At 43.4% G+C, this 21,381-nt stretch carries 26 protein-coding genes; 22 read left to right on the top strand and 4 right to left on the bottom strand.

All coding sequences use genetic code 11. The features are described from left to right. Positions 1–136: 136 nt before the first annotated feature. On the bottom strand, positions 137–985 hold the full coding sequence (locus ACZM6M_RS13395; RefSeq protein WP_419504433.1) for a helix-turn-helix domain-containing protein: 849 nt from the start codon (positions 983–985) through the stop codon (positions 137–139). Positions 986–1,180: 195 nt separating this feature from the next. On the opposite strand from ACZM6M_RS13395, the gene ACZM6M_RS13390 reads away from it, so the two are divergent. The 8 genes from ACZM6M_RS13390 (at position 1,181) to ACZM6M_RS13355 (ending at position 8,189) form a co-directional block, all read left to right on the top strand. Continuing rightward, entirely contained in the window at positions 1,181–1,303 is a 123-nt protein-coding gene (locus ACZM6M_RS13390; RefSeq protein WP_419504434.1) for a hypothetical protein, read from the top strand. A 13-nt stretch (positions 1,304–1,316) separates the two neighbouring features. Next, positions 1,317–1,610 carry a hypothetical protein gene (locus ACZM6M_RS13385; protein ID WP_419504435.1) on the top strand — a complete coding sequence of 98 codons (294 nt, stop codon included), beginning with the start codon at positions 1,317–1,319 and terminating at the stop codon, positions 1,608–1,610. Further along, positions 1,594–1,899, top strand: a complete 306-nt coding sequence (locus ACZM6M_RS13380; protein WP_419504436.1) for a molecular chaperone — start codon at positions 1,594–1,596, stop codon at positions 1,897–1,899. Before ACZM6M_RS13385 ends, ACZM6M_RS13380 begins: the two co-directional genes overlap by 17 nt. A 424-nt stretch (positions 1,900–2,323) precedes the next feature. Beyond that, complete coding sequence (locus ACZM6M_RS13375; protein ID WP_489490486.1) at positions 2,324–3,550, top strand: plasmid recombination protein; 1,227 nt, start codon at positions 2,324–2,326, stop codon at positions 3,548–3,550. A gap of 55 nt (positions 3,551–3,605) precedes the next feature. Then, positions 3,606–4,991, top strand: coding sequence for a virulence-associated E family protein (locus tag ACZM6M_RS13370; RefSeq protein ID WP_419504438.1), 1,386 nt, complete (start codon positions 3,606–3,608; stop codon positions 4,989–4,991). Positions 4,992–5,259: 268 nt separating this feature from the next. Further along, on the top strand, positions 5,260–5,493 hold the full coding sequence (locus tag ACZM6M_RS13365) for an excisionase (RefSeq protein ID WP_044939743.1): 234 nt from the start codon (positions 5,260–5,262) through the stop codon (positions 5,491–5,493). A gap of 124 nt (positions 5,494–5,617) precedes the next feature. Continuing rightward, positions 5,618–6,817, top strand: coding sequence for a site-specific integrase (locus ACZM6M_RS13360; protein WP_177696859.1), 1,200 nt, complete (start codon positions 5,618–5,620; stop codon positions 6,815–6,817). A 1,024-nt stretch (positions 6,818–7,841) separates the two neighbouring features. After that, positions 7,842–8,189, top strand: a complete 348-nt coding sequence (locus ACZM6M_RS13355; RefSeq protein ID WP_379702124.1) for a DUF2651 family protein — start codon at positions 7,842–7,844, stop codon at positions 8,187–8,189. 107 nt (positions 8,190–8,296) lie between these two features. Here ACZM6M_RS13355 and ACZM6M_RS13350 read toward each other — a convergent pair whose 3' ends face one another. Next, complete coding sequence (locus ACZM6M_RS13350; protein ID WP_004614173.1) at positions 8,297–8,650, bottom strand: cupin domain-containing protein; 354 nt, start codon at positions 8,648–8,650, stop codon at positions 8,297–8,299. 142 nt (positions 8,651–8,792) lie between these two features. Between ACZM6M_RS13350 and ACZM6M_RS13345 the strand changes: the two genes are divergently transcribed. The 14 genes from ACZM6M_RS13345 to ACZM6M_RS13280 all read left to right on the top strand — a co-directional run bounded on the left by ACZM6M_RS13345 (position 8,793) and on the right by ACZM6M_RS13280 (position 19,322). Next, entirely contained in the window at positions 8,793–9,125 is a 333-nt protein-coding gene (locus tag ACZM6M_RS13345; protein ID WP_008373705.1) for a winged helix-turn-helix transcriptional regulator, read from the top strand. 143 nt (positions 9,126–9,268) lie between these two features. Next, complete coding sequence (locus ACZM6M_RS13340; RefSeq protein ID WP_117558965.1) at positions 9,269–9,706, top strand: radical SAM mobile pair system MarR family transcriptional regulator; 438 nt, start codon at positions 9,269–9,271, stop codon at positions 9,704–9,706. Further along, complete coding sequence (locus ACZM6M_RS13335; RefSeq protein ID WP_270602709.1) at positions 9,703–10,392, top strand: radical SAM mobile pair protein A; 690 nt, start codon at positions 9,703–9,705, stop codon at positions 10,390–10,392. Before ACZM6M_RS13340 ends, ACZM6M_RS13335 begins: the two co-directional genes overlap by 4 nt. Further along, complete coding sequence (locus ACZM6M_RS13330) at positions 10,380–11,288, top strand: radical SAM mobile pair protein B (RefSeq protein ID WP_489490485.1); 909 nt, start codon at positions 10,380–10,382, stop codon at positions 11,286–11,288. The genes ACZM6M_RS13335 and ACZM6M_RS13330 overlap by 13 nt, the downstream gene beginning before the upstream one ends. A gap of 182 nt (positions 11,289–11,470) precedes the next feature. Next, complete coding sequence (locus tag ACZM6M_RS13325) at positions 11,471–11,785, top strand: DUF6442 family protein (RefSeq protein ID WP_489490484.1); 315 nt, start codon at positions 11,471–11,473, stop codon at positions 11,783–11,785. After that, on the top strand, positions 11,785–11,997 hold the full coding sequence (locus tag ACZM6M_RS13320) for a helix-turn-helix transcriptional regulator (RefSeq protein WP_117558961.1): 213 nt from the start codon (positions 11,785–11,787) through the stop codon (positions 11,995–11,997). The genes ACZM6M_RS13325 and ACZM6M_RS13320 overlap by 1 nt, the downstream gene beginning before the upstream one ends. 27 nt (positions 11,998–12,024) lie before the next feature. Continuing rightward, complete coding sequence (locus ACZM6M_RS13315; protein WP_165854708.1) at positions 12,025–12,195, top strand: glycine zipper domain-containing protein; 171 nt, start codon at positions 12,025–12,027, stop codon at positions 12,193–12,195. 336 nt (positions 12,196–12,531) lie between these two features. Further along, complete coding sequence (locus tag ACZM6M_RS13310) at positions 12,532–12,936, top strand: single-stranded DNA-binding protein (RefSeq protein ID WP_256309596.1); 405 nt, start codon at positions 12,532–12,534, stop codon at positions 12,934–12,936. Positions 12,937–13,138: 202 nt separating this feature from the next. Continuing rightward, positions 13,139–13,561 carry a DUF3847 domain-containing protein gene (locus tag ACZM6M_RS13305; RefSeq protein WP_489490483.1) on the top strand — a complete coding sequence of 141 codons (423 nt, stop codon included), beginning with the start codon at positions 13,139–13,141 and terminating at the stop codon, positions 13,559–13,561. A gap of 1 nt (position 13,562) precedes the next feature. Continuing rightward, positions 13,563–15,110, top strand: a complete 1,548-nt coding sequence (gene mobQ, locus ACZM6M_RS13300) for a MobQ family relaxase (RefSeq protein ID WP_489490482.1) — start codon at positions 13,563–13,565, stop codon at positions 15,108–15,110. Between the two features lie 15 nt (positions 15,111–15,125). Continuing rightward, a complete protein-coding gene (locus ACZM6M_RS13295) occupies positions 15,126–17,033 on the top strand; it encodes an AAA family ATPase (protein WP_489490481.1) in 1,908 nt (635 codons plus the stop codon). Between the two features lie 102 nt (positions 17,034–17,135). Continuing rightward, the gene (locus ACZM6M_RS13290) at positions 17,136–17,339 is read left to right on the top strand and encodes an excisionase (protein WP_117549533.1); all 204 of its coding nucleotides are present in this window, start codon (positions 17,136–17,138) and stop codon (positions 17,337–17,339) included. An 86-nt stretch (positions 17,340–17,425) separates the two neighbouring features. Then, positions 17,426–18,688 (top strand): site-specific integrase, encoded by a 1,263-nt coding sequence (locus ACZM6M_RS13285; protein ID WP_489490480.1) that lies wholly within the window; start codon positions 17,426–17,428, stop codon positions 18,686–18,688. A gap of 160 nt (positions 18,689–18,848) precedes the next feature. After that, positions 18,849–19,322: a low molecular weight protein-tyrosine-phosphatase gene (locus tag ACZM6M_RS13280; RefSeq protein WP_489490479.1), complete on the top strand. Its 474-nt coding sequence runs from the start codon at positions 18,849–18,851 to the stop codon at positions 19,320–19,322. A gap of 223 nt (positions 19,323–19,545) precedes the next feature. On the opposite strand, the gene ACZM6M_RS13275 is transcribed toward ACZM6M_RS13280, so the two are convergent. Continuing rightward, positions 19,546–20,910, bottom strand: a complete 1,365-nt coding sequence (locus ACZM6M_RS13275; protein ID WP_317439846.1) for an MATE family efflux transporter — start codon at positions 20,908–20,910, stop codon at positions 19,546–19,548. Next, the gene (locus tag ACZM6M_RS13270) at positions 20,903–21,355 is read right to left on the bottom strand and encodes a MarR family winged helix-turn-helix transcriptional regulator (RefSeq protein ID WP_066543894.1); all 453 of its coding nucleotides are present in this window, start codon (positions 21,353–21,355) and stop codon (positions 20,903–20,905) included. Before ACZM6M_RS13270 ends, ACZM6M_RS13275 begins: the two co-directional genes overlap by 8 nt. Positions 21,356–21,381 lie beyond the last annotated feature (26 nt).

Below are 21,381 nucleotides of genomic sequence, written 5' to 3'. Positions count from 1 at the left end.
TCCAATGGTTAAGCGACAACAATACTATGCTTCGCTACAGGAGGCAGCATAAGGTCGAACATTCTTGAGAAAAAAGTGTAAACCAATATTGACAATATCAACCGCTACCCATTCGATAGGGTAACGGTCTTGTGCTTTACTTACGCTTTTTCTTTTTTGTCCCATAGGAAGGCTTTGGCCGAGCCTTTCCCCTCATATTGTTGGGATTTTTCAGCAGCCTAGACAGGTTCAATATCCGCATAAACGCCGAGAAATCCTCAGAAGTAATCTTGTCAAAGGGAATCTGCATCTGGTCACAGAACTCGTGGATCACCCGTTCCTCATTACTGCCCAGCTGCATAGCACGGTCAAACTTTTCCTTGACCTCTGTAAAAGTCGGCTGCGGATCGGCGGTGGTGCGGTCGGTGACATGGGCCTGACGAATATCCTGAACGATACTGTCCAGATCGTCGTGGATTGTGTGGCTGAAAAAGTCGCTCTCCTGCACCTGACCAAGTTCCAGTGTACGGACATAAAGGTCGTTCTCCCCCGGCGCATGGCTGCGGATCACTTCCTGCCGGGTGGCCTCCAGCACCAGGTTCATCTGGGCAATTCGCATATCGGCGATTCGGTCAACGAAAATCTCAATATCCGTCATCAGCCGCTGGAAGTTCTCATGTGTGGCAATCTCACACAGCAGCCGGTTGTTGATTTTTCCGCTGCTCAATAATGTAACCATATCATCACTCAAATGCAGGGTCTGAAGCTCTGTGTTTGGGTGATTTTTATTTTCCGACAACCCCATCAGATAATCGGTGGACACCCCATAAAATTCCGCCAGCGTAGCGATGGCAAATGGGCTGATGTCTTTGTAATCATCGCTCTCATATTTACTGAGAGCAGATTTAGAAAGCCCGGTCTGCTCGGCCAGCTGCTCCAGCGTCAGGTGCTTATCTACCACCCGCAAGTCTTTTAATCGTTCCGGGATAGACAGTTTTGTGTGCATCTAAAATCCCCCTTTCATCAGGAAAATCCTTCCGTTTATGACCATTATACCATGATTCCATAAGCGTGGAAATATGCTGATTTCAAGCCGTTTTCCATCGTTTTGGACATACGGGAGAGGGCCTGTTTTTTCGGTAAAATGAGTTTTGTCAGGAGACACAGAACCTTGAAAATTGAATGACCGGCTGCAAGGGGTATGACCTTTGGGGAAGTGACGCCAAGACAGGAGCGCACCAAGAAGGACAATACGCCGGGGAAAATCCGGGCAGGAGCAATTGCAGGCAAACCGGCGATTAACACATGGAAAATAAACTTTTAGGAGGTTGATTTTTATGAAGTTAAGTATGAAGGAAAAGAAAGTGTTGTATGCATTTGCCTGTCCCAATCACCACAACACGGTGACACGGCTGAAATGGCTGACTGCCTTAACCGTTGACCCTCAGGCCAAACATCGGATGCTGGAGCTGGCCCGGAAGATGGAAACGGAGATGGAAGAACGCTGGTACACTGGCTTTTATCATCAGCTCCGTGCTGAGATGGACGAGTATTACCGTGCCAAGCGCCGCCTGCGTTTGGTAAAGGAGAACACCGAGTATGAGGAGGACCTGTATGACGAAGCTGTCTAAGTATGAGAAAGAAACCATCATCAACTGGAACGAGGCGGAGAACACCGCCAGTATCTACACCTTTAACGCCGATCTAAAGCGTAGACTGGCCGAGTTTAGCCGGAAGTATCCCCAGCTGTGCCGGTTAGAGCGCAGCACCACTGAGGGCAGCGTGACCTATGTGATGGACAAGTCCCGCCTGTCCATCCGTCTGGTTCCGCCGTACAGTGAAGAGCGGCTGGCTGCTGCCAGAGAGTACGCCAAACAGCACGGATTTCAGGTCTTGCAGACGGACAAGAAGAGCGCCTGAAATCGGGGCAATTCACAGGAAAATGGCGGGTCTGAACCCGGTATTTTTGCGGTGAATTGGTATCGTGATACCCCAGTATCCCCCTTCCGGGAAATGCGACAAAAGGTGCATTCAGAGCCGGAGGAGCTGACAGAAACCGCACAAACGGTGAAAGTCAGCTTCTCCGGGCAGGAGTACAGAGGGCGGCAAGCCCTTTGTGCTGGGTACAGGGGTGCAGCGCCCTGTTGGGGTCAAGGGGCAAGGCCCATTGGCGGGTTGAGGGCAGCCAGCCCCATCGGGTCAAGGGTGAAACGCCTTGCCCAGGGAGAGTTGATGCTTTGCGTCAATTCATACTGGGTATTACCTGACGCAGAAATCCGCAGGTTTGGCGGCTTCGCCGCTGCTCCCCTTCGGGAAAAATCAGCAAAGATTGGAGGGATGGAATTTGAAACTGACACGGCATAACGGACGCTCCGGCAATCATGGCACCTATAATCCTCGGCACAATGACCGCCGGTTTGATGTGCAGAACAGCGAACACATTGATGCCCAGCGAGCCAAGAAAAATGTGTACTGGGACTGCTACCGTGGCTTCACTACCTCGGAACTTCGGGAGAACCCGGAACAGCCGGATTTCAGCTTTGAAGAAATTGAGCGGATGTATTACTACGAGCATTATTCCGACCATGTGGATGCCCAGAACGCCCGGAACGAGAAAACACGACACACTGAGCGCAACCGCACGGTGGAAGGTCTTTTGAAAAACAACAAGACCTGCCCAGAGGAAAGCATCTACCAGATTGGCACCATGGAAGAATCCGTTCCACCGGGTACCCTGGCACTCATTGTCAGCGAATTTTACGAGGAGTTTGAACGGTGCTTTGGTTCTCATATCCACATTCTGGACTGGGCGCTGCATCTGGATGAGGGCACGCCCCACATCCATGAACGCCATGTGTTTGACTGTAAAAACCGGTATGGAGAGCTGTGTCCCCAACAGGAAAAGGCGCTGGAGGAACTGGGCTTTGAATTACCTGATCCGAGTAAGCCCAAGGGCAAACACAACAATCGAAAACAAACCTTTGATGCAGTATGCCGGACGCTGCTCTTTGACATCAGCCGCAAGCATGGAGTGCATCTGGAGCAGGAGCCGTCCTATGGTGGGCGGGCGTATTTGGAGAAGCAGGACTACATTCTGATGAAGCAAAAGGAGCAGCTGGCCGCTCAGGAACAGAAGCTGGAGGAGCTGACCCTAAAAATTGAAGATGTGGAAACACTGGTGGAGGAGGTTTCGGATATTGCCTATGACAAGGCGGTGGAGGTTGTCACCGATACTGTCCGGCAGGAAACCCACAAAGAGGATCTCCGGTTGGTGGAAGAAACGAGAGACTGGGTTCTCTCGCCGGAACGGAAAGCTCCGCAAAAAGAGCGTGAGTATGCCGCCGCCCGGTTGGATGGGGTCATCTCAAAAATTAAAAGCGCCATGCAGTCAGCCCTGTCAAAAATCCAGAAGAAGCTGATGCAGCCGGAGGTCAAGCAGGCTGGTAAACAGCAGATTCAGGAAAAGGCCAAGGAATCTATTCTTGCTTTCCTAAAAAAAGCCAAGCAGGATAGCGCACAGAGAGAATCTAACCGGAAAAAGCAGCAGAAAAAACAGGATATGGAGCTTTAAGGCATCTGATTTTGCGAACAAATCAGGTGCTTTTTTCTTGAGGAGGTGAGAAACATTGAACAGCGAAACTCAGAGTTTCGTGCCTGCTACCCGGCAGGCTGAAAGTAAAGAATTGACCGTTGATGAAGTGCGGGAAAGCCTTTCCACGACAGAAAAAGGACAACCGGCTAACACCATTGGAAATTGCCGCACAGTATTTTGCCAAGATCCGCTTTTGCGGGGCGCAATCCGGCTAAATCTGCTGACCGACCGTGTGGACATTGCGCGAGATCTGGGCTGGCGCAGAAGCACCAGCGCCTTAACCGATACCGATGTCAAATATCTGCTCCTTTACTTTGAACAGAACTACGGTTTGACCAGTGAAAAGAAGCTGATGGCGGCGCTCTCCATCGTGGCAAACGAAAACTGCTATCACCCTATTCAAGATGTGCTGAACAGTCTGATTTGGGACGGTATACCTCGGATATGCTCCTGCCTTCACCATTTTCTGGGGGCAGACGAGAGCGATTATGTGGAAGAAATGCTCAAGCACTTCCTGCTGGGAGCCATCCGCCGGGTGTTCCATCCAGGTTCCAAGTATGAGGAGCTGCTCTGTCTGGTGGGCGGCCAGGGAGCCGGAAAGTCTACCTTCTTTCGCTTCCTGGCTATACAGGATGAGTGGTTCTCTGATGACCTGAAAAAGTTGGACGACGACAAGGTATTTGCCAAGCTGCAAGGCCATTGGATCATCGAGATGTCGGAGATGCTGGCCACCAGTAACGCCAAGAGCATCGAGGAGATCCGCTCCTTTATTAGCCGCCAAAAGGAAACCTACCGCACGCCCTATGAGACCCAGCCCAAAGATCGTCTGCGGCAGTGTGTGTTCGGCGGTTCTTCCAACACGCTGGACTTCCTCCCCCTTGACCGGGCCGGAAACCGCCGGTTCCTGCCGGTGATGATTTACCCGGAGAAAGCGGAAGTTCATATTTTGGAGAACGAAACCGCTTCCAGAGAATATCTGTTGCAGGTATGGGCGGAGGCTATGACCATTTACCGTAGCGGCGAGTATTCCATGAAGTTTTCAAAGGCGATTCAGAAGCAGCTGGTGGAAGTTCAAAAGGACTTCATGCCAGAGGACACCGAGGCCGGGCAGATTCAGGGCTTTCTGGAACACTACACCGGCAATATGGTCTGCTCCAAGCAGCTGTTCAAGGAAGCATTGGGACACGCCTTTGAGGAGCCGAAGCGTTGGCAACTGCACAACATCAATGAGATCATGAACACAGTTGTGGTAGGCTGGAAGCCTTTCTCCAATCCCCGGATGTTTGCTGGATACGGGCGGCAGCGTGGCTGGGAACGGGAGAGTTCCGGCAACGAACTGCCCGACAACGAAGGTGGGTTTGTGGAGCTGAGCGAGGAAGAAGTTCGTCAATTGGAGCTGCCAAAGGAGTGGATTGCCTGATTTACGGTGCTTGTTGTCCAGTTGGTTGTCGGCTGATTGCTGACTTTGTTGCCGCAAAAATGGAGGTGTGGATACGGTAAATGCCCATAAAGCAAGGCTTTTTAGGGGGTATCGGTTCTCTGACAACGAAAACAACGAGATTTCACAAGAAAATTTGAAAAGTAAGAAACGATGGCCAGACGACAGGTTACAGGTTTTTTCGGAGTCCGTTGCCGGACTTCGTTGCCGATGCCCTTTGTCTGGCCTTTCTGATCTATGGAGGTAGCCTATGGGGAATGAAAAGACAATGACTTGCAGTAAGAAGTGTTTGGATATTCCGGTCTGGCGGCGCTATACCCTGACGATTGAGGAAGCCGCCGGATATTATCATATCGGAGAGGGGAAGCTGCGGATGCTGATTGATGAGCATCCCAACGAGGATTTTTATGTGATGAATGGAAACCGTGCTTTGATCAAACGGGAGAAATTTGAGAGGTATCTGGATCAGGCCACTGCTGTATAAATAGCCTTTCAAAAAGTCGATGACAGATCGCCATTCTTTCATGGCAAAGCTATACGGAGAGTCAAACTTGTGCTATGATAAGAGTGCAAGTCTGGCTCTCCATTCTTTTAGAGGAGAGATTTCAATGAGTGAAAAAAGGCGAGACAATCGAAATCGGATTTTGCGAGAAGGCGAGTATCAGCGCAAGGATGGGAGGTATCGGTTTCGCTATCTGGACGAGGATGGCAAAGAGCAAAATGTGTACAGCTGGCGGCTGGATAAAAATGATCCTATGCCCAAGGGGAAAAAGCGAGAGCCTTCCCTGAGAGAAAAGGAAAAGCAGATTGAAGCTGATCTGTTCGATCACATCGTAACCAACGGTGGAAAGCTCACGGTTTTGGAACTGGTGGAAAAGTATGTGTCCCTGAAAACCGGCGTTCGCCATAATACGGTCGCAGGCTACAAGACGGTGATCAACATCTTGAAAAAAGAGCCGTTCGGCAGGCAGCGCATTGACAAGGTGCGCTTGTCGGATGCTAAAGCATGGCTCATCAAGCTTCAGAAGGTGGATGGTCGAGGGTATAGCTCGATTCATTCGATTCGAGGTGTTCTCAGACCGGCATTCCAGATGGCGGTGGATGATGGTCTAATCCGCAAGAATCCGTTTGGTTTTGAGTTGGCATCGGTAGTCGTCAATGACTCTGTGACGAGAGAAGCCATCAGCCGGAAACAGGAAAGGGATCTTCTGAAGTTTATCAAAGAGGACAAGCATTTCAGCAGATACTACGATGGGATCTATATACTCTTTCACACAGGGCTTCGTATTTCGGAATTCTGTGGACTTACGATCCAGGATGTCGAGTTTGAGGAAATGCGTATCAAGGTGGATCATCAGTTGCAGAGAACATCACAGATGGAGTATGTGATCCAGCAGCCAAAGACAGAAAGCGGCATCCGCTATGTTCCGATGACCGAAGAGGTAGCATCCTGTTTCCGTCGGATCATTGCCAACCGCGCGGTCCCCAAAACGGAACCCATGGTTGATGGATACGTTGGTTTTCTGTTTCTGGACAAGAACGATATGCCCATGGTAGCGCTTCATTGGGAGAAGTACATGGAGCATATTGTCCAGAAGTATAACAAGATTTACCGCATCCAGATGCCGAAAGTAACCCCTCATGTGTGCAGACACACCTTCTGTTCCAATATGGCAAAATCCGGGATGAACCCCAAGACATTGCAGTACATCATGGGTCATGCAGACATCAGCGTAACGCTGAATACCTACACCCATGTGAAGTTCGATGACGCCAAAGATGAACTGCTGCGTGTGGCGAACGCTTAAAATTGCCCGTTGGTAAAGCGGCTTTCTTTACCAACGCCTTTACCAATATTGCAGGAAAAAACATGAGAAATCCTGAGAAGATTCGAGAAGATATCTTCAAAACAGATGGAAGCTCAGGCTGCACGAAAAGTGCGAAAAATCCTGTAATATCAAGCATTTGAGAAGAAATACAGGACTTATGAGGAGTTATAAAAAGATGATAAAAATACTTTTTGTGTGCCACGGCACTCTTTGAAGAACTCCTTAAAAAGTCAGTAAAATCAATACTTGGAAGGTATTTGTGTGGAAGAAATAACCCGAAAATAACCCATAGATTTTTGTGTGAGTGTTACAAGATAAATAATTATAATTTAGGGATGTGACATGATGAGAATGAAAGCTGTAAGAATTCTAATAGTGGAATCTTACAGCTTTTTTTATAAATAAATTTGAAAGTAAAATCTTTACAATTTGGTATAGCGTGTTTTAAATGTAAAAAAGCAGATAGTTCTTTACATATAGATGTAACAAAAGAGGCGTTTTTGTGAAGGTTGTTTATGAGGTGAGGTAAGAGTCTTTAGTGGGGGTAAAATCTTTACATGTAATATCCTGTGTTCAAAAGGTAGGATTTAAGCGAAAAAAGCATCGTGACCATGAGGAAATATAAAAGTAAAAAGTATTCTATGATAAAGTATAAAGGCTTAGAGGAGAATGTCTCTTCTAAGTTTTTTTAATAAGAAAGCAGTTTGGGCGTTTGCTTTTGAAGTTATAATAAGTGTAGTAAAACTTACACCAGATGGAACAGGATACCGTACTAAGATGATATTTGTTAAAGAGAAACTATTGATGGATAGAATGTCGGATATTCAGTTACGATTTTTCAATATAGGGTGAGAAAGTTTTTTTGATGAAGTGTAATAATATGTGGTTATATGCTTTGTAGAAAAATCCGTAGGAATTAAAATTTTTTGTTTTGTGGAAAGATTATAATTATGATATACTGAAAGAAAATGATAAATTAGAATTTGCTTAAGGGGTGGATTACATGAAAAAAATGATACCTTGGATATTAGCGACAGCAGTAATTATGTTGGTGTTTCCATGGCTTGCGGTTACATTCATAAAAGGTGATGGCGGCATGGCAGTTTGCTTCATTCTGTTTTTTGCAGTGAATCCTATTTATGCAATTTGCTCCGGAGCATACGCCGGCAAGGACATAAAAATATTTTGGACACTACCAATTATCATAGCGCTATTCTTTTTGCTTGGGACATGGCTGTTCTTTAGTATGGGAGAAAAGGCATTTATTTTATATGCGTTGGGATATTTGCTCTTAGGAATTGTAGTAGAGTTAATTTCCATGTTTGTAAAGAAAAAGAATTTAAGAGGTTAAACAAATTCTTGTTTGAAAAATTGAGAAAACGTAATATTGAACAAAAAAGAAATGCACAGTTCTTAGCTTATCGTGAACTGTGCATTTTTGTAAATAAATACTTTTAATTAGCCGATTACGGCATCCTCTGCTGTAAAATGTTCCAGAGAATTTTCTTTTACCTGAATGCAGATATAAGTAATTCCAGAAATATCGGATGCAAAAAACTGACGCTTTGCAGCAGGTGCGATTTTTAGCCAGTCTCCAGTTGAAAGGCTAATTTCTTCTCCATCAATTATGGCTTTGCCGTTACCTGAAAGAATTCCATAGATTTCTTCATTTTCTTTATGAGAATGAACAAATGGGACATTTGCTCCTGCAGGTAGTTCGTTTAAACTGATTTCTGCACCTGTTAAAGACAACTTTTCATGTAGCTCAATTCGGTTTTCCTTTCCAATAGTTGTTTTTGTGTAATTTGCCATAATAATACCTCCATAGTTAATTTGTAGTTTCTGGTTGCTTGGTATTAGTATAGTGTGAGACACATACAAAAACAAGTACGCACCTTTTTGTAACTGTACACTCAAAAATGAATGTGTTAAAATAGACTCGGAGGTGAGAATTATGCGAGCAAAAGAAGAATTACCGGAATGCCCAGTTGCAACAGCAGTATCTCTTATCGGAGGAAAATGGAAACTGCTGATTTTGCGTAACTTGAAAGAGCGTCCATGGAGATTCAATGAGCTACAACGAAGTATAGATGGTATTTCACAAAAGGTTTTGACAGATAGTTTAAGACAAATGATGAGTGATGGGCTGGCATATCGCCACGATTACCATGAGCAGCCACCGAGAGTTGAATACGGCTTAACGGAACTCGGAACAAAAATGCTTCCAATTGTTAATTCACTTGCTGACTTTGGTAACTACTATAAATCAATTATTGAACAGAATTAAGGACGTTAGTATTTGAAAAGATCGAACAATCACAGTTTGGAGAATTGAAAAAAACGGAATTTACCTATTAAGACATATAAACTCTTGACAATAAAGCTCCTATATAGTATGTTTTTAATAAACTACTATATAGGAGCTTTTGTATGGAAATGAATGGAGGATTTCTTGTCACCAAAATAAAACAGCTTGGAGACCGGATTTTCGAGAAGATTCTCAGTGAAAAGAATATTGATGCGTTTAATGGAGCCCAGGGACGTATTCTTTATGTGCTGTGGCAGAAGGATGGTATCTCAATCAGGTCGCTCTCGACTAAATGCGGATTAGCGATAACATCTCTTACTACGATGCTGGAAAGAATGGAAAATCAAGGGCTGATAAGCCGTGTTCAGTCTAAAACGGACAAAAGGAAAACACTCCTGTTTCTGACTGAGAAAGCACATGCCTTAAAGGGCGAGTACGATTCTGTATCTGATGAGATGGGCAGTATTTACTACAAAGGTTTTTCAGAGGAAGAAATTACCCGGTTTGAGGAATGCCTCGACCGCATCAGAAAGAATCTTGAGGAGTGGCAGAAGTCATGAGTATTTGTATCAAAGATCAGATTCAGAACATGAATATCGTCATTGGCTGCACAGTGGGGTGTGCATATTGCTATGCCCGCAACAACGTGAAACGCTGGCATATGATTGATGACTTCGCTGACCCTGAATTCTTTCCGGGTAAGCTCAAGATGATGGAAAAGAAACGTCCGCAGAACTTTCTTCTTACTGGGATGAGCGATCTCTCCGGATGGAAGCCGGAATGGAGAGACGAGGTATTTGCAAAGATCCGTGAAAATCCACAGCATCAGTTCCTGTTCCTTACCAAGCGACCTGATTTGCTGGATTTTGATACCGATCTGGAAAACGCATGGTTTGGCATTACGGTGACGAGGAAAGCAGAACTGTGGCGTATCGACGCCCTTCGGAAAAACGTTAGAGCAAAACATTACCATGTTACCTTTGAGCCGTTATTCGACGATCCCGGCACAGTTGACCTTTCCGAAATCAATTGGATCGTTGTGGGCACCATGACCGGAGCTCAGAGCAGGAAGATTCATACGGAGCCGGAATGGGCATGGTCTCTGACGAACCAGGCACATAAGCTCGGCATTCCGGTGTTTATGAAGGAAGACCTTGTCCCTATCATAGGGGATGAAAATATGATTCAGGAAATGCCGGAAGAATTTAATAAAGTGTTAGAGGTACAGAAATCATGGAAGAAGTAATAAATGGAATCCTCATTCGTGAGGTGGAAACAAAGAACATCATGACTAAGTCTAGTCTGCCGGTAGGCGGTTACTCGGTCAATCCCTATGTGGGCTGTACACATGCCTGCAAGTATTGCTATGCTTCTTTTATGAAGCGCTTTACCGGGCACAAGGAGGAATGGGGCACTTTCCTTGATGTGAAGCATTGGCCGGAAATTAAAAATCCGAAGAAATATGCCGGACAGCGGGTGGTCATCGGTTCTGTGACAGATGGCTACAATCCACAGGAGGAGCAATTCGGGAATACCAGAAAACTTCTGGAGCAGCTGATCGGCAGTGACGCAGATATTCTGATCTGCACAAAGTCAGATCTTGTGGTACGGGATATTGATCTGCTGAAGAAGCTTGGACGTGTAACCGTTTCATGGTCGATCAACACACTAGATGTAAATTTCAAGAACGATATGGATTCTGCTTCGAGCATTGAGCACCGTATCGCTGCTATGAAGCAGGTATATGAGGCAGGTATCCGTACAGTCTGTTTCGTATCCCCGGTATTCCCCGGTATCACGGATTTTGAAGCAATCTTTGAGCGGGTAAAGGATCAGTGCGATCTGTTCTGGCTCGAAAATCTCAATCTTCGAGGCGGTTTCAAAAAGACAATTATGGATTATATCGCCGGAAAATATCCTGATCTTGTACCACTTTACGACGAGATCTATAACAAGTATAACCGCAGCTACTTTGAAGCACTTGAAGTAAAAGCTGAGAAAATGGCTAAGAAGTATGATTGTGCCTTTGTGGATAATGAAATGCCTTATGGCAGAGTCCCGCAGGGACATCCGGTAATCGTAGATTATTTCTATCATGAGGAAATCCGTGGGACAGAGAATACCGGAAAAAGAAATCGCTAAATTTCAGCTTATTGAATTAAAAGAGTTAAGAAAATTTAAAATTATGAAAGTAAGTATTTTCTCTTGCTTCTATATTCATTGATTTAATGCAAAGAAAACTTGGAAAATAATTGACAAGTAAACTTGGTAGTGGTATATTATGAATGTAAATAAAACTTGGCATTTAAGAAAGGGGAATATCAATGAATAAGGAAGAAATTTTAGCTAGAAGTAAAAAAGAAAATATTTATGGAGATGAACGTGAAAAGAGTGTGTGTACAAAACGAGATGCTTTTTCTCTTTGGGGGCTTACTGTTTTAGGCATTATTATAATGTTCATTAAACTATTTTGTATGGAGTCTCCGGCAGATATAATTTCTATTTTGTTTTGTACATCAGGATTGGGATTTACCTATGAAGGGATTAAACTTAAGAAGAAATGGAGTATAATTTGCGGTGTTGTATTTTTACTATTGGCAGTTTACTTTTTTTATAAATTTTGTATGGGGTTATTCTAATGGATGATAAATTGGTATTAAAAAATAATTTAAAGAGTGCAAGAACAGAAAAAAAACTCTCGCAATCGGCATTAGCAGAAATGGTTGGGGTATCCCGAAATACAATTAGTTCTATTGAAACAGGACAATTTAATCCAACGGCGAAATTAGCATTGATTATATGTATAGCACTTGATAAAAAATTTGAGGAATTATTCTATTTTGATGAATAATAAAAAGTTGACTTTGCAGGAGGTATTATGATGAAGGATAAAAAAAATTATTTTGGAAATGGAATTTCAGTCGGGTTATGTTTAGGTGTAGTATTCGGAATTATTTTAGATAATCTTGCGTTAGGCATAGCAATTGGCATATGTCTTGGAAGTTCTGTTGGAACAATTGTTTATAAGAAAAAAACAAAAGATGAATAACAATTTCAGCTTGTCGAACTGAAAAACACTGTAATGACATGTGTAAAACAAAATATAAAACACCCCACTGAGTAGGTTGAATTAAATACTCCTATGATTTCAATTTTGAAGTCATAGGGGTATTTTTTGTGCAGAAAAATAAAAAATTTCCTTTTCCACCCTGTATTTTCCCCTCTGAACCTTTCGTTATATGAGGGCAAATAAATAAAATTCATTTTTTATTTGTAAAAAACCCTCTCTACGTTCTGATATATAAGGAACAAATTACATTTACCTTAAAGGAATCGGGCCTGATTCAAGAACAAAGAAAAAACGAAAAGAGAAAGGAGAAACTACATGAACAAAACAATCTTAATGGGAAGACTGACAAAAGATCCGGAGGTGAAATATCTCCAGGATGAAAACAGTACTGCAATGGCACGATACACGCTGGCAGTAGACAGACGATATCGAAAGGATGGAAAGGCAGAAACAGATTTTATTTCCTGTGTTACCTTTGGGAAGAATGCTGAGTTTGCAGAAAAATATCTGAAAAAAGGTTTGAAGATTTTAGTAAGCGGACGCATTCAGACAGGAAGCTATGTGAAGCAGGAGGGAAATAAAGTTTATGCCACTAACGTGATTGTAGAAGAACATTATTTCGCAGAAGGGAAGAAAGTGTCAGGATCAGAAAAGAAAGAAGATACCGATCCAGATGGATTTATGAATCTTCCAGATGGAGAAGAACTTCCGTTTGAGTAAGAAAAACTCGGATGCTGAAAGCAGAAGAGCGCACTTATATACCTTAAAAGGTATGTGCGTCCTACGGAAGTAGCATCTTTCTGAAGGGGAATTCCGAAAGTGTTTGCGGATGATCCATCCGAAGAAGGGTTCCCCTTCCGGCAGAAATGCCTATCCCGTAACAGAGAAAATGGAAGAGTTGAAAAAGGAGAAAAAGAACGATATGGCGAAGAAGAAAACATTTCAGGAATATACTCAGGAAGCACTTTATGAGATTGAAAAAACAGAAGCTGCATTGAAACAGGCAAAGCTTGAGAAGGAACAGGCAGAGCATAGGATTCAGAGATCCTTGAACTATCTGGATACACAGAAAAAGAAAAAACGAAAGGCACGAACCCATCTGTTGATTCAGAAAGGAGCAGCCATAGAAGCAATCTGTAAAGATACCAAATATCTGACAGAGGCGGAATTTTATCAGCTGATGGATGAACTTCTTCATGATCCCGCTTGTAAGTTTTGTGATGTCGTTCATGAAATGGTTCGTGGACGGGCGGAAACTGCAGAAGTAAAAGAACGAGAATTCGCAGAAGAGGAAGCACTATTAAAGGCGATGCAGCGAGGTGAACTGCCACAGGGAGATGAGTAAGATGGGATGTTATCACTTTCATCTAAATCAATTATCCAGAGGAAAAGGGCAGTCTGCCATTGCTAGTGCTGCTTACCGAGCCGGTACAAAACTGGAATGTACGTATTATGGAGAAGTGAGTGATTATACGAGAAAAGGCGGTGTGGTATTAGCGGAGATCCATCTTCCCCAACAGGCTCCGGAGAGATTCAAAGACAGAGAGACCCTTTGGAATGAGGTGGAATGGATCGAAGGGAATAAGAAAGCACAGCTGGCACACAGCTTTGATATTGCCTTGATGAATGAGTTTTCTATGGAAGAAAATATTGAGCTTGCAAGAAGGTTCGTAGAAGAACAGTTAGTCGCAAGAGGGATGATCGCAGATCTAGCGATCCATGATCCGAAGAAAGCAAAGGATAAAATCCCCAATCCCCATATGCACATCATGGTTCCCATCCGCCCTTTACAGGAAGATGGTACCTGGGGACAAAAACAAAAAAAGGTTCCAGTATTAACACCGGATGGACAGACGGTTTTGAATCAGAAAGGACAACCGGTATTTCGGGCGGTACATACAACGGATTGGAGCAGGAAAGAAACCTTGGAAGAATTGAGAAGTGCCTGGGCGAAGATGTGTAACGAACTGTATGAAGAAAAAGGACTAACAGAAAGAGTCGATGCCAGGTCTTATGAGGAACGGGGGATTGATAAGATCCCGATGGTGCATGAAGGACCGAATGTACAGGCAATGGAAGCAAGAGGGATTTCAACCGCACTGGGAAGTTTAAACCGCCTCATCCGAGCCTTAAATGATATGAAAGAACGGGCAAAGAATCTTCTTCAATGGTCCTTGTTTCGAGAAAGCCAACTGATGGAATGGATGGTGTTCTTACATCAGCCAACCTTAGCAGATTATCTAAGAAACTATTATGACAAGAGAAATGCAGTCACAGAATCCTACGCTTATGGAACACAAAAGGCGAAGAATACGAATCTGAAACAATTTGCAGAGACGATCCGCTTTCTGGAAGAGCAGGATGTGAGAACCCCGGAACAGCTGACAGAGAAAATCCAGGAATTAGATACTCAGCTGAAGGAAGTGAGCCAGAGGTTGAAAAAACAACTGGCTGCTTTACAAAGGGTCAATGTCAACCTTTATGCAATGAAAGAGTATTTTGAAACGAGACCTGTTTATCTGGAATTAAAGAACAAATATTTTGGCAGGGAAAAATTCAAAGAGGAACATAAGAAAGAACTTAGCGGATATTATCGTTCGGAAAGGATCTTAAAAGAAAATCTGGATGCGAATGGAAAAATACCAGAAGGAAAATGGAAGCGAGAAGCAGATTGTTTATCGGAAGAGATTGTTGCTTTGCGAAAAGAAGATAAACGGATCCACGCCATGTTACGAAAGTATGAGAAAGTCAAAAATCATGTGGAAGTTTTGATGGCAGAAGAGGACGAAGAGGTTTCTCTTCCAGAAACAAACAAACGGGAGCAATCCACAGAAACAAAAGAAGCAGTGAGAACCATGAAACGAAAGAAGAAACATCATGGAATGGAATTATAGGAGGAATTTTAGAAGATGGAAGAATATACAAGAGAAAAGATTCAAAGAGCAGATGATACCGATTTATATGTTTTCCTTTCTGGAAGAGGAGAACAGTTCAAACGATGTGGGAAGGAATACCGATGGTTACGACATGACAGTGTGATGATCAACAAGAATGAATGGTATCGTTTTAGTCAGAATAAAGGCGGTCATGCCATCGATTTTATGAAAGAATTCTACGGTCTTTCTTTTGCAGAGGCAGTTAAAGAATTATTAGGAGAAGAGGGAGTTGGAGAAACAAACAGAAGAACGGCGAAGGAAGATGCAGGCAGACAGAAGGTCTGCCCCATCCCCTTGCCTGGATTGGAACTGCCAGAAAAAAATGAAAGCTGTGAGGTTGCAAGGAAGTATCTCATAGAACAGAGAAAACTATCGGAACAACTGGTAGATCAGATGATTGCAAAGGGGGATATTTATGAAAGTAAAAACTATCACAATGTGGTGTTCGTTGGAAGAGATAAAGAAGAGAATCCCAGATATGCAGCTATGCGTGGAACTGATGAGAACAGATATCGTGGGGAGTCAAGAGGTTCGGAAAAAGCCTATGGATTTGGCCATATAGGAACGGATGAAAAATTATTTGTATTTGAATCCCCCATTGATCTTTTGTCTTATATTACTGCAGTTCCGGAAGACTGGGAAAAGCATAGTTATATTTCCCTAGGAGGATTGAGTGAAAAAGCAATGAAACGGATGTATACAGAATATCCTCATATCCATTCCATCTACTTGTGTCTGGATAATGATGAGCCTGGAAATGAGAGATGCAGGCAGTTTGTTTCTCTTATTCCGGAGGAACTGAGTGTGTACCGATTAGAACCGGTGAAGAAAGACTGGAATGAATGTCTGGTAGCAGAAGTTCCGGTAGAAAATATGGCAAAGCAGATGTGTTGGAGAGATGCCAGGGAAAAACCAGTTCCAGTCATGAAGATGTCGGAGGTTGAGGAAACGGTGGTCCAGTGGTTATGGTATCCGTTCATTCCCTTTGGAAAGGTTACTTTGATCCAGGGGAATCCGGGAAAAGGAAAAACGTGGCTTGCAATGGCAATCGCCGCATACTGTACAAATGGAAAAGAACTTCCCAATGCACTTCCCATAGAACCCTTTAATGTGTTGTATCAAACAGCAGAGGATGGGATAGCAGATACCATTAAGCCTAGATTAGCAAAATGTGGTGCAGATATGACAAGAGTACGCTTCATCAATGAAGATGAAAAACAGCTTTCTATGACGGACGATCGGATTGAAAAAGCCATCCGACAGAATAATGTACGCCTCATGATCATGGATCCCATACAGGCTTATCTGGGAGCCAATGTGGATATGAACCGGGCGAATGAGATCCGTCCCTTATTTCGACATCTCAGTACGATTGCAGAGAGAACTGGATGTGCCATTGTTCTCATTGGACATTTGAATAAGTCATCGGGAAGTCAGAGCGATTACCGTTCCTTGGGATCCATTGATATCGCAGCGGCAGTACGAAGCATCTTATTTGTAGAAAAGGTGGAAAAAGAGAAGGAACAGGATATCCGAGTGGTATATCAGCAAAAGGATTCTCTTGCTAAGAAGGAAAATCCGGTAGCGTTTTCTTTAGGAGAAGAAGGCTTAAAATGGTTAGGGGAATATGATATATCCATTGAAGATCTGCTGATGGGGAAAGCAGGAACGAAAAAGGAAACGAAACTGGAAAAGGCACAGAAGTTGATCCTGGAGTTATTAACCAAACGAAAAGTAATGTGTTTAGAAGAATTAGAGGCAGAACTACTAGCCTATGGGATTTCTTCCAGAACAGGAAGAGATGCAAGAAAGCAGCTGGAAAACAGAATGAGCTACGACTGGTGTCAGGGAAGAAAAACAGTTGCGTTGACAACAGAATAAAGGATGACATTGGCAAAAAACTACTTTGGCATTGGCAGTCTTTATAGATACCTTTGCCAGCCGCCAATGTCAAAAACAAAGATAATAGAAGGAGGCATACAAATGACAAGTTATGATATACCTTATTGGAAGAAGTATACATTATCCATTGAAGAGGCAGCATCCTATTTTCGTATTGGAGAAGGAAAGCTTCGTAAGTTAGTCAATGACAATCCAAATGCAGAGTATTTGCTTTGGAATGGGAATCGTGTACAGATAAAACGAACAAGATTTGAAAAATTTATTGATACACTCAGTGCGATATAAAATGAAATTTAAAAGAAGGAGGTGTTCGAATTAGGGGTTACATGATATACTAACAATATCATGTTGCGTCCCCTTGGAGGTAGGATATGATTTCAAAGAGACGTGATGATAAAGGCAGAGTTCTCCAGCAAGGAGAATGGCAGGAACCAAGTGGACGTTATCGCTATAAATATACAGATTCACTTGGTAAGCGTAAAATATTATATAGTTGGAGATTGACAGAAGCAGATAAGATGCCGGAAGGTAAACGGGCAGATCTTTCTCTCAGGGAAAAAGAAAGAAAAGTTCAGTCCTTACAGATGCAAGGGATTACAGGAAGTAACATTACAGTGATTGAACTTGTGGAACGATATCTTTCCCTGAAAACAGGAGTAAAGCATAATACATTAGCGAATTACAAATTTGTGGTGAATGTATTGAAAAAGGAAGAATTTGCGTATAAGAAAGTGGATGATGTGAAACTCTCTGATGCAAAGATTTTTCTGATAAAACTACAGAGAGATGGTAGAGGATATAGTTCCATTCATTCCATCAGAGGTGTTTTAAGACCTGCTTTTCAGATGGCTGTGGATGATGACTTGATTCTAAAAAATCCATTTGGATTTGAATTAGGTACAGTACTTGTTAATGACAGTCAGAAAAGACAAGCTGTTTCTCTGGAAGATGAAGCAAAATTTCTCGAGTTTGTAAAGAATGATCCACATTATAATCAGTATTATGATGCATTTTATATCTTATTCAAGACAGGTCTTAGAATATCTGAATTTTGTGGGCTTACTGTAAAAGATTTGGACTTTAAAGAAGATATTATCAATGTGAATCATCAGTTGCAAAGAACTCGAGAAATGAAGTATATCATCGTATCTACAAAGACAACAAGTGGTACGCGGTTACTTCCAATGGAAGCGGATGTAAAAGAGGCATTTCTTCGAATCTTGAAGAATAGAAGGAAACCAAAACGTGAGCCGATGGTGGATGGATATGGAGGATTTCTGTTTCTGGATAAGAATGGAAGACCAATGGTTGCACTTCACTGGGAAAAGTACATGCAGCATGCAAGAGAAAAATATAATCGTGAACATTTGTTGCAGTTGCCGCCAATTACTCCTCATGTATGCAGGCATACTTATTGTACCAATATGGCCAATTCAGGGATGAATCCAAAGACGCTACAATATCTGATGGGACATTCAGATGTATCTGTAACACTTAATGTTTATACGCACACCGGCTATGATGATGCAAAGAAAGAACTTGCCAGATTAAAAGAAGTAAGGGATGAACTGGAAAAGAAAAAGTTTGTAACCCAAAAACATGCACAAATAACTCATGTAAGCCTTATTTCATAAGGGATTAGGGACTTTAAAAATAACCCATTTGTACCACAAATGCCCGAAAAAACATGAGAAAATACAAGAATTTATAAGAAAAAGAACCCTTCAAGTAAAAAATGCACAAAGGCTGAAAAGCCAGTATTTATAAGGCTTTGAGAGGATATGAGGAGATAAAATGGAGAAAATAAAGGTACTATTTATTTGCCACGGCAACATCTGCCGCTCCCCCATGTGTGAGAGTGTCTTCACCCACATGGTTAAGGAAGCCGGTTTGGCAGATCGATTTCTGATCGACTCAGCTGCGACCAGCACAGAGGAAATAGGAAATCCGGTTCATTGGGGAACGGTAAACAAACTAAAAGAGGTTGGGATTCCGTTAGTCCCCCACAGGGCAAAGCAGATCCAAACAGCAGATTATGATAAATTTGACTATATCATAGGTATGGACACAGCAAATATACGCAATCTCAACCGGATGTTAAAAGGAGATCCAAAGGGAAAGATATACAAGCTTCTTTCCTTTGCAGGTTCAGGAAGAGATATTGCAGATCCGTGGTATACGGGTAATTTTGATGAAACGTATTTAGATATAATGGAAGGCTGCAAGAGATTTCTGAAATATCTGAAAGACAACAGAGAAATTGTTTGAGTTTTTTACGCTGTATTGTATCCTGCACCTTGGCTTCCATCAATCAGTGGATAAGGGAAAACGTGTATCCCTTATCTGCTGATGGCAGCATACTGCAAAATGCGGAAACCCAGGAGAAATTGAAAGACGAAGAGAGCACTGCAAAATCATCAGATTCAGGTGATTGAGCAGTGCTCTCTTTTATAAAATTCAGATAGAGAAAATACCAAACATTCTGCAGTGATTACTCTTCCAATGCTCTGAGCGCCTTCTTAAACTGGAAGAAGAACAGCACAGCAGTGAAGCTGACTGCAAAGAAATCAGCGATCGGCTCTGCCAGATATACGGCAGTAGTCGGATCGGAAGGCATAAACTTAGGAACCAGATAGATCAGAGGCAGCAGCAGGATGAACTTACGCATAACAGCGACCAGGATGGAAGCCTTTGCATTGCCGATAGCAGTGAAGGTCATCTGGCAGGCCATCTGGATGCCGAAGAGGAACATACAGGCCATATAGATCCGCAGTGCATGCTTGGTAAAGTCGATCAGAGCCGGGTCTGAGGTGAACATGGCGGCAAATGCCTGAGGAGCAAGCATGACGCCCAGCCACAGCAGGGATGCATAGGATAAGCTCAAGGCGAGAAGCAGCTTATAGGCTGAGCGTACGCGCCCAGTGAGCTTTGCGCCGTAGTTGTAGCTGATGATGGGCTGTGCGCCCTGGCCCAGGCCCTGTAAGGGCAGCATGGCAAACTGCATGACGCTGGTTAAGATGGTCATAGCGCCGACTGCGATGTCGCCGCCGTACTTTAACAGGGAGGAGTTAAAGCATACGGAGATTACGCTTTCACTGGACTGCATGATAAAGGTGGACAGTCCCAGCGCAAGGCTTGGCATGATAATGGAACGGGTAAGCTTTAAATTGGAAGCTTTGATCTTTAAGAAGGTCTTTTTTCCGAAGAGGAAGGCCAGCACCCAGGTACAGGATAATGCCTGTGATAAGATAGTTGCCAGAGCCGCGCCGCGTACTCCCATTCCAAATACAAAAATGAAAATCGGATCCAGGATAATATTTGCTGCCGCACCGATCATAACGGAGAGCATGCCTGTTTTTGCAAAGCCCTGGGCTGTGATAAATGCATTCATACCCAGTGTGAGCTGTACGAAAATAGTTCCCAGAGCGTAGATATTCATATAGGCTACGCCGTATTCTACGGTATTTTCACTGGCGCCGAAAGCCAGAAGAAATTCACGGTTCCACATTAAAAGAACAGCGGTAAGAACAGCGGAGATAATCAGCTGAACGGTAAAGCAGTTGCCCAGTGTTTTTTCAGCCGCCTGTTTATCGCCCTGTCCCATAAAGATCGAGGCTCTGGGAGCGCCGCCGTTTCCAACCAGAGCAGCGAATGCGGACACGATCATAATAAGGGGCATGCAGACACCTACTCCTGTAAGGGCCAGAGCGCCGTTTTCAGGAATGTGTCCTATGTAAATGCGGTCTATGATGTTGTAAAGCATGTTGATGATCTGAGCAGTAACAGTAGGAAGAGCCAGCTTTAAAAGAAGCTTTCCCACAGGCTCTTTTGCCAGAAAATCTTTGTTGTCATTCATGTGTACTCCTGCCTTTCATAGCATTTTTTGCGTTTTCCATGAGCCGTTTTGAAAGAATCTGGTAGCAGGCAAACTCTTCTTTGGAAAATCCCTGAAACAGATATCCTCTGTATTCATCCATAAGCGTATCTACATCAGCAGTAATGGAGTGTGAGGCGGGCAGCAGAGCCAGGTGGATCCGGCGTCTGTCATGGAGATCCGGGATTCTCTTTAAGAGTCCTTTCTGTATCAGGCTTTCCACAGCCTGGGAGACATTTCCTTTTGAGAGCATCCGAAGCTCCGTGATGTCGGCCGCAGTATCTTTCCCTGGATTATTGTGGAGAAATGTGATGACATTTGCCTCGATCAGAGTCAGTCCATAGGTTTCAGAGAGCTGTTTTAGCAGGCTGTCCTGAAACTTCATGGCAGCCCGGATACCTAAAAGAAAATCAGTGTTTGAGGTCATTGGATCCTCCTTTTACATAATAAAAG

Source organism: Enterocloster sp. (genome assembly GCF_057861365.1).
The sequence above is the reverse complement of the archived record's forward strand: the minus strand, read 5'-3'. Positions and strand labels throughout refer to the sequence as shown.

Coding starts and splice junctions, on each gene's coding strand:
- ACZM6M_RS13340 (WP_117558965.1), top strand. CDS start 9,269: ATGGAAATGAATGGAGGATTTCTTGTCACCAAAATAAAACAGCTTGGA.
- ACZM6M_RS13330 (WP_489490485.1), top strand. CDS start 10,380: ATGGAAGAAGTAATAAATGGAATCCTCATTCGTGAGGTGGAAACAAAG.
- ACZM6M_RS13380 (WP_419504436.1), top strand. CDS start 1,594: ATGACGAAGCTGTCTAAGTATGAGAAAGAAACCATCATCAACTGGAAC.
- ACZM6M_RS13290 (WP_117549533.1), top strand. CDS start 17,136: ATGACAAGTTATGATATACCTTATTGGAAGAAGTATACATTATCCATT.
- mobQ (WP_489490482.1), top strand. CDS start 13,563: ATGGGATGTTATCACTTTCATCTAAATCAATTATCCAGAGGAAAAGGG.
- ACZM6M_RS13310 (WP_256309596.1), top strand. CDS start 12,532: ATGAACAAAACAATCTTAATGGGAAGACTGACAAAAGATCCGGAGGTG.
- ACZM6M_RS13315 (WP_165854708.1), top strand. CDS start 12,025: ATGATGAAGGATAAAAAAAATTATTTTGGAAATGGAATTTCAGTCGGG.
- ACZM6M_RS13280 (WP_489490479.1), top strand. CDS start 18,849: ATGGAGAAAATAAAGGTACTATTTATTTGCCACGGCAACATCTGCCGC.
- ACZM6M_RS13320 (WP_117558961.1), top strand. CDS start 11,785: ATGGATGATAAATTGGTATTAAAAAATAATTTAAAGAGTGCAAGAACA.
- ACZM6M_RS13305 (WP_489490483.1), top strand. CDS start 13,139: ATGGCGAAGAAGAAAACATTTCAGGAATATACTCAGGAAGCACTTTAT.
- ACZM6M_RS13355 (WP_379702124.1), top strand. CDS start 7,842: ATGAAAAAAATGATACCTTGGATATTAGCGACAGCAGTAATTATGTTG.
- ACZM6M_RS13285 (WP_489490480.1), top strand. CDS start 17,426: ATGATTTCAAAGAGACGTGATGATAAAGGCAGAGTTCTCCAGCAAGGA.
- ACZM6M_RS13350 (WP_004614173.1), bottom strand. CDS start 8,650: ATGGCAAATTACACAAAAACAACTATTGGAAAGGAAAACCGAATTGAG.
- ACZM6M_RS13295 (WP_489490481.1), top strand. CDS start 15,126: ATGGAAGAATATACAAGAGAAAAGATTCAAAGAGCAGATGATACCGAT.
- ACZM6M_RS13325 (WP_489490484.1), top strand. CDS start 11,471: ATGAATAAGGAAGAAATTTTAGCTAGAAGTAAAAAAGAAAATATTTAT.
- ACZM6M_RS13395 (WP_419504433.1), bottom strand. CDS start 985: ATGCACACAAAACTGTCTATCCCGGAACGATTAAAAGACTTGCGGGTG.
- ACZM6M_RS13365 (WP_044939743.1), top strand. CDS start 5,260: ATGGGGAATGAAAAGACAATGACTTGCAGTAAGAAGTGTTTGGATATT.
- ACZM6M_RS13270 (WP_066543894.1), bottom strand. CDS start 21,355: ATGACCTCAAACACTGATTTTCTTTTAGGTATCCGGGCTGCCATGAAG.
- ACZM6M_RS13275 (WP_317439846.1), bottom strand. CDS start 20,910: ATGAATGACAACAAAGATTTTCTGGCAAAAGAGCCTGTGGGAAAGCTT.
- ACZM6M_RS13385 (WP_419504435.1), top strand. CDS start 1,317: ATGAAGTTAAGTATGAAGGAAAAGAAAGTGTTGTATGCATTTGCCTGT.
- ACZM6M_RS13335 (WP_270602709.1), top strand. CDS start 9,703: ATGAGTATTTGTATCAAAGATCAGATTCAGAACATGAATATCGTCATT.
- ACZM6M_RS13345 (WP_008373705.1), top strand. CDS start 8,793: ATGCGAGCAAAAGAAGAATTACCGGAATGCCCAGTTGCAACAGCAGTA.
- ACZM6M_RS13390 (WP_419504434.1), top strand. CDS start 1,181: ATGACCTTTGGGGAAGTGACGCCAAGACAGGAGCGCACCAAGAAGGAC.
- ACZM6M_RS13360 (WP_177696859.1), top strand. CDS start 5,618: ATGAGTGAAAAAAGGCGAGACAATCGAAATCGGATTTTGCGAGAAGGC.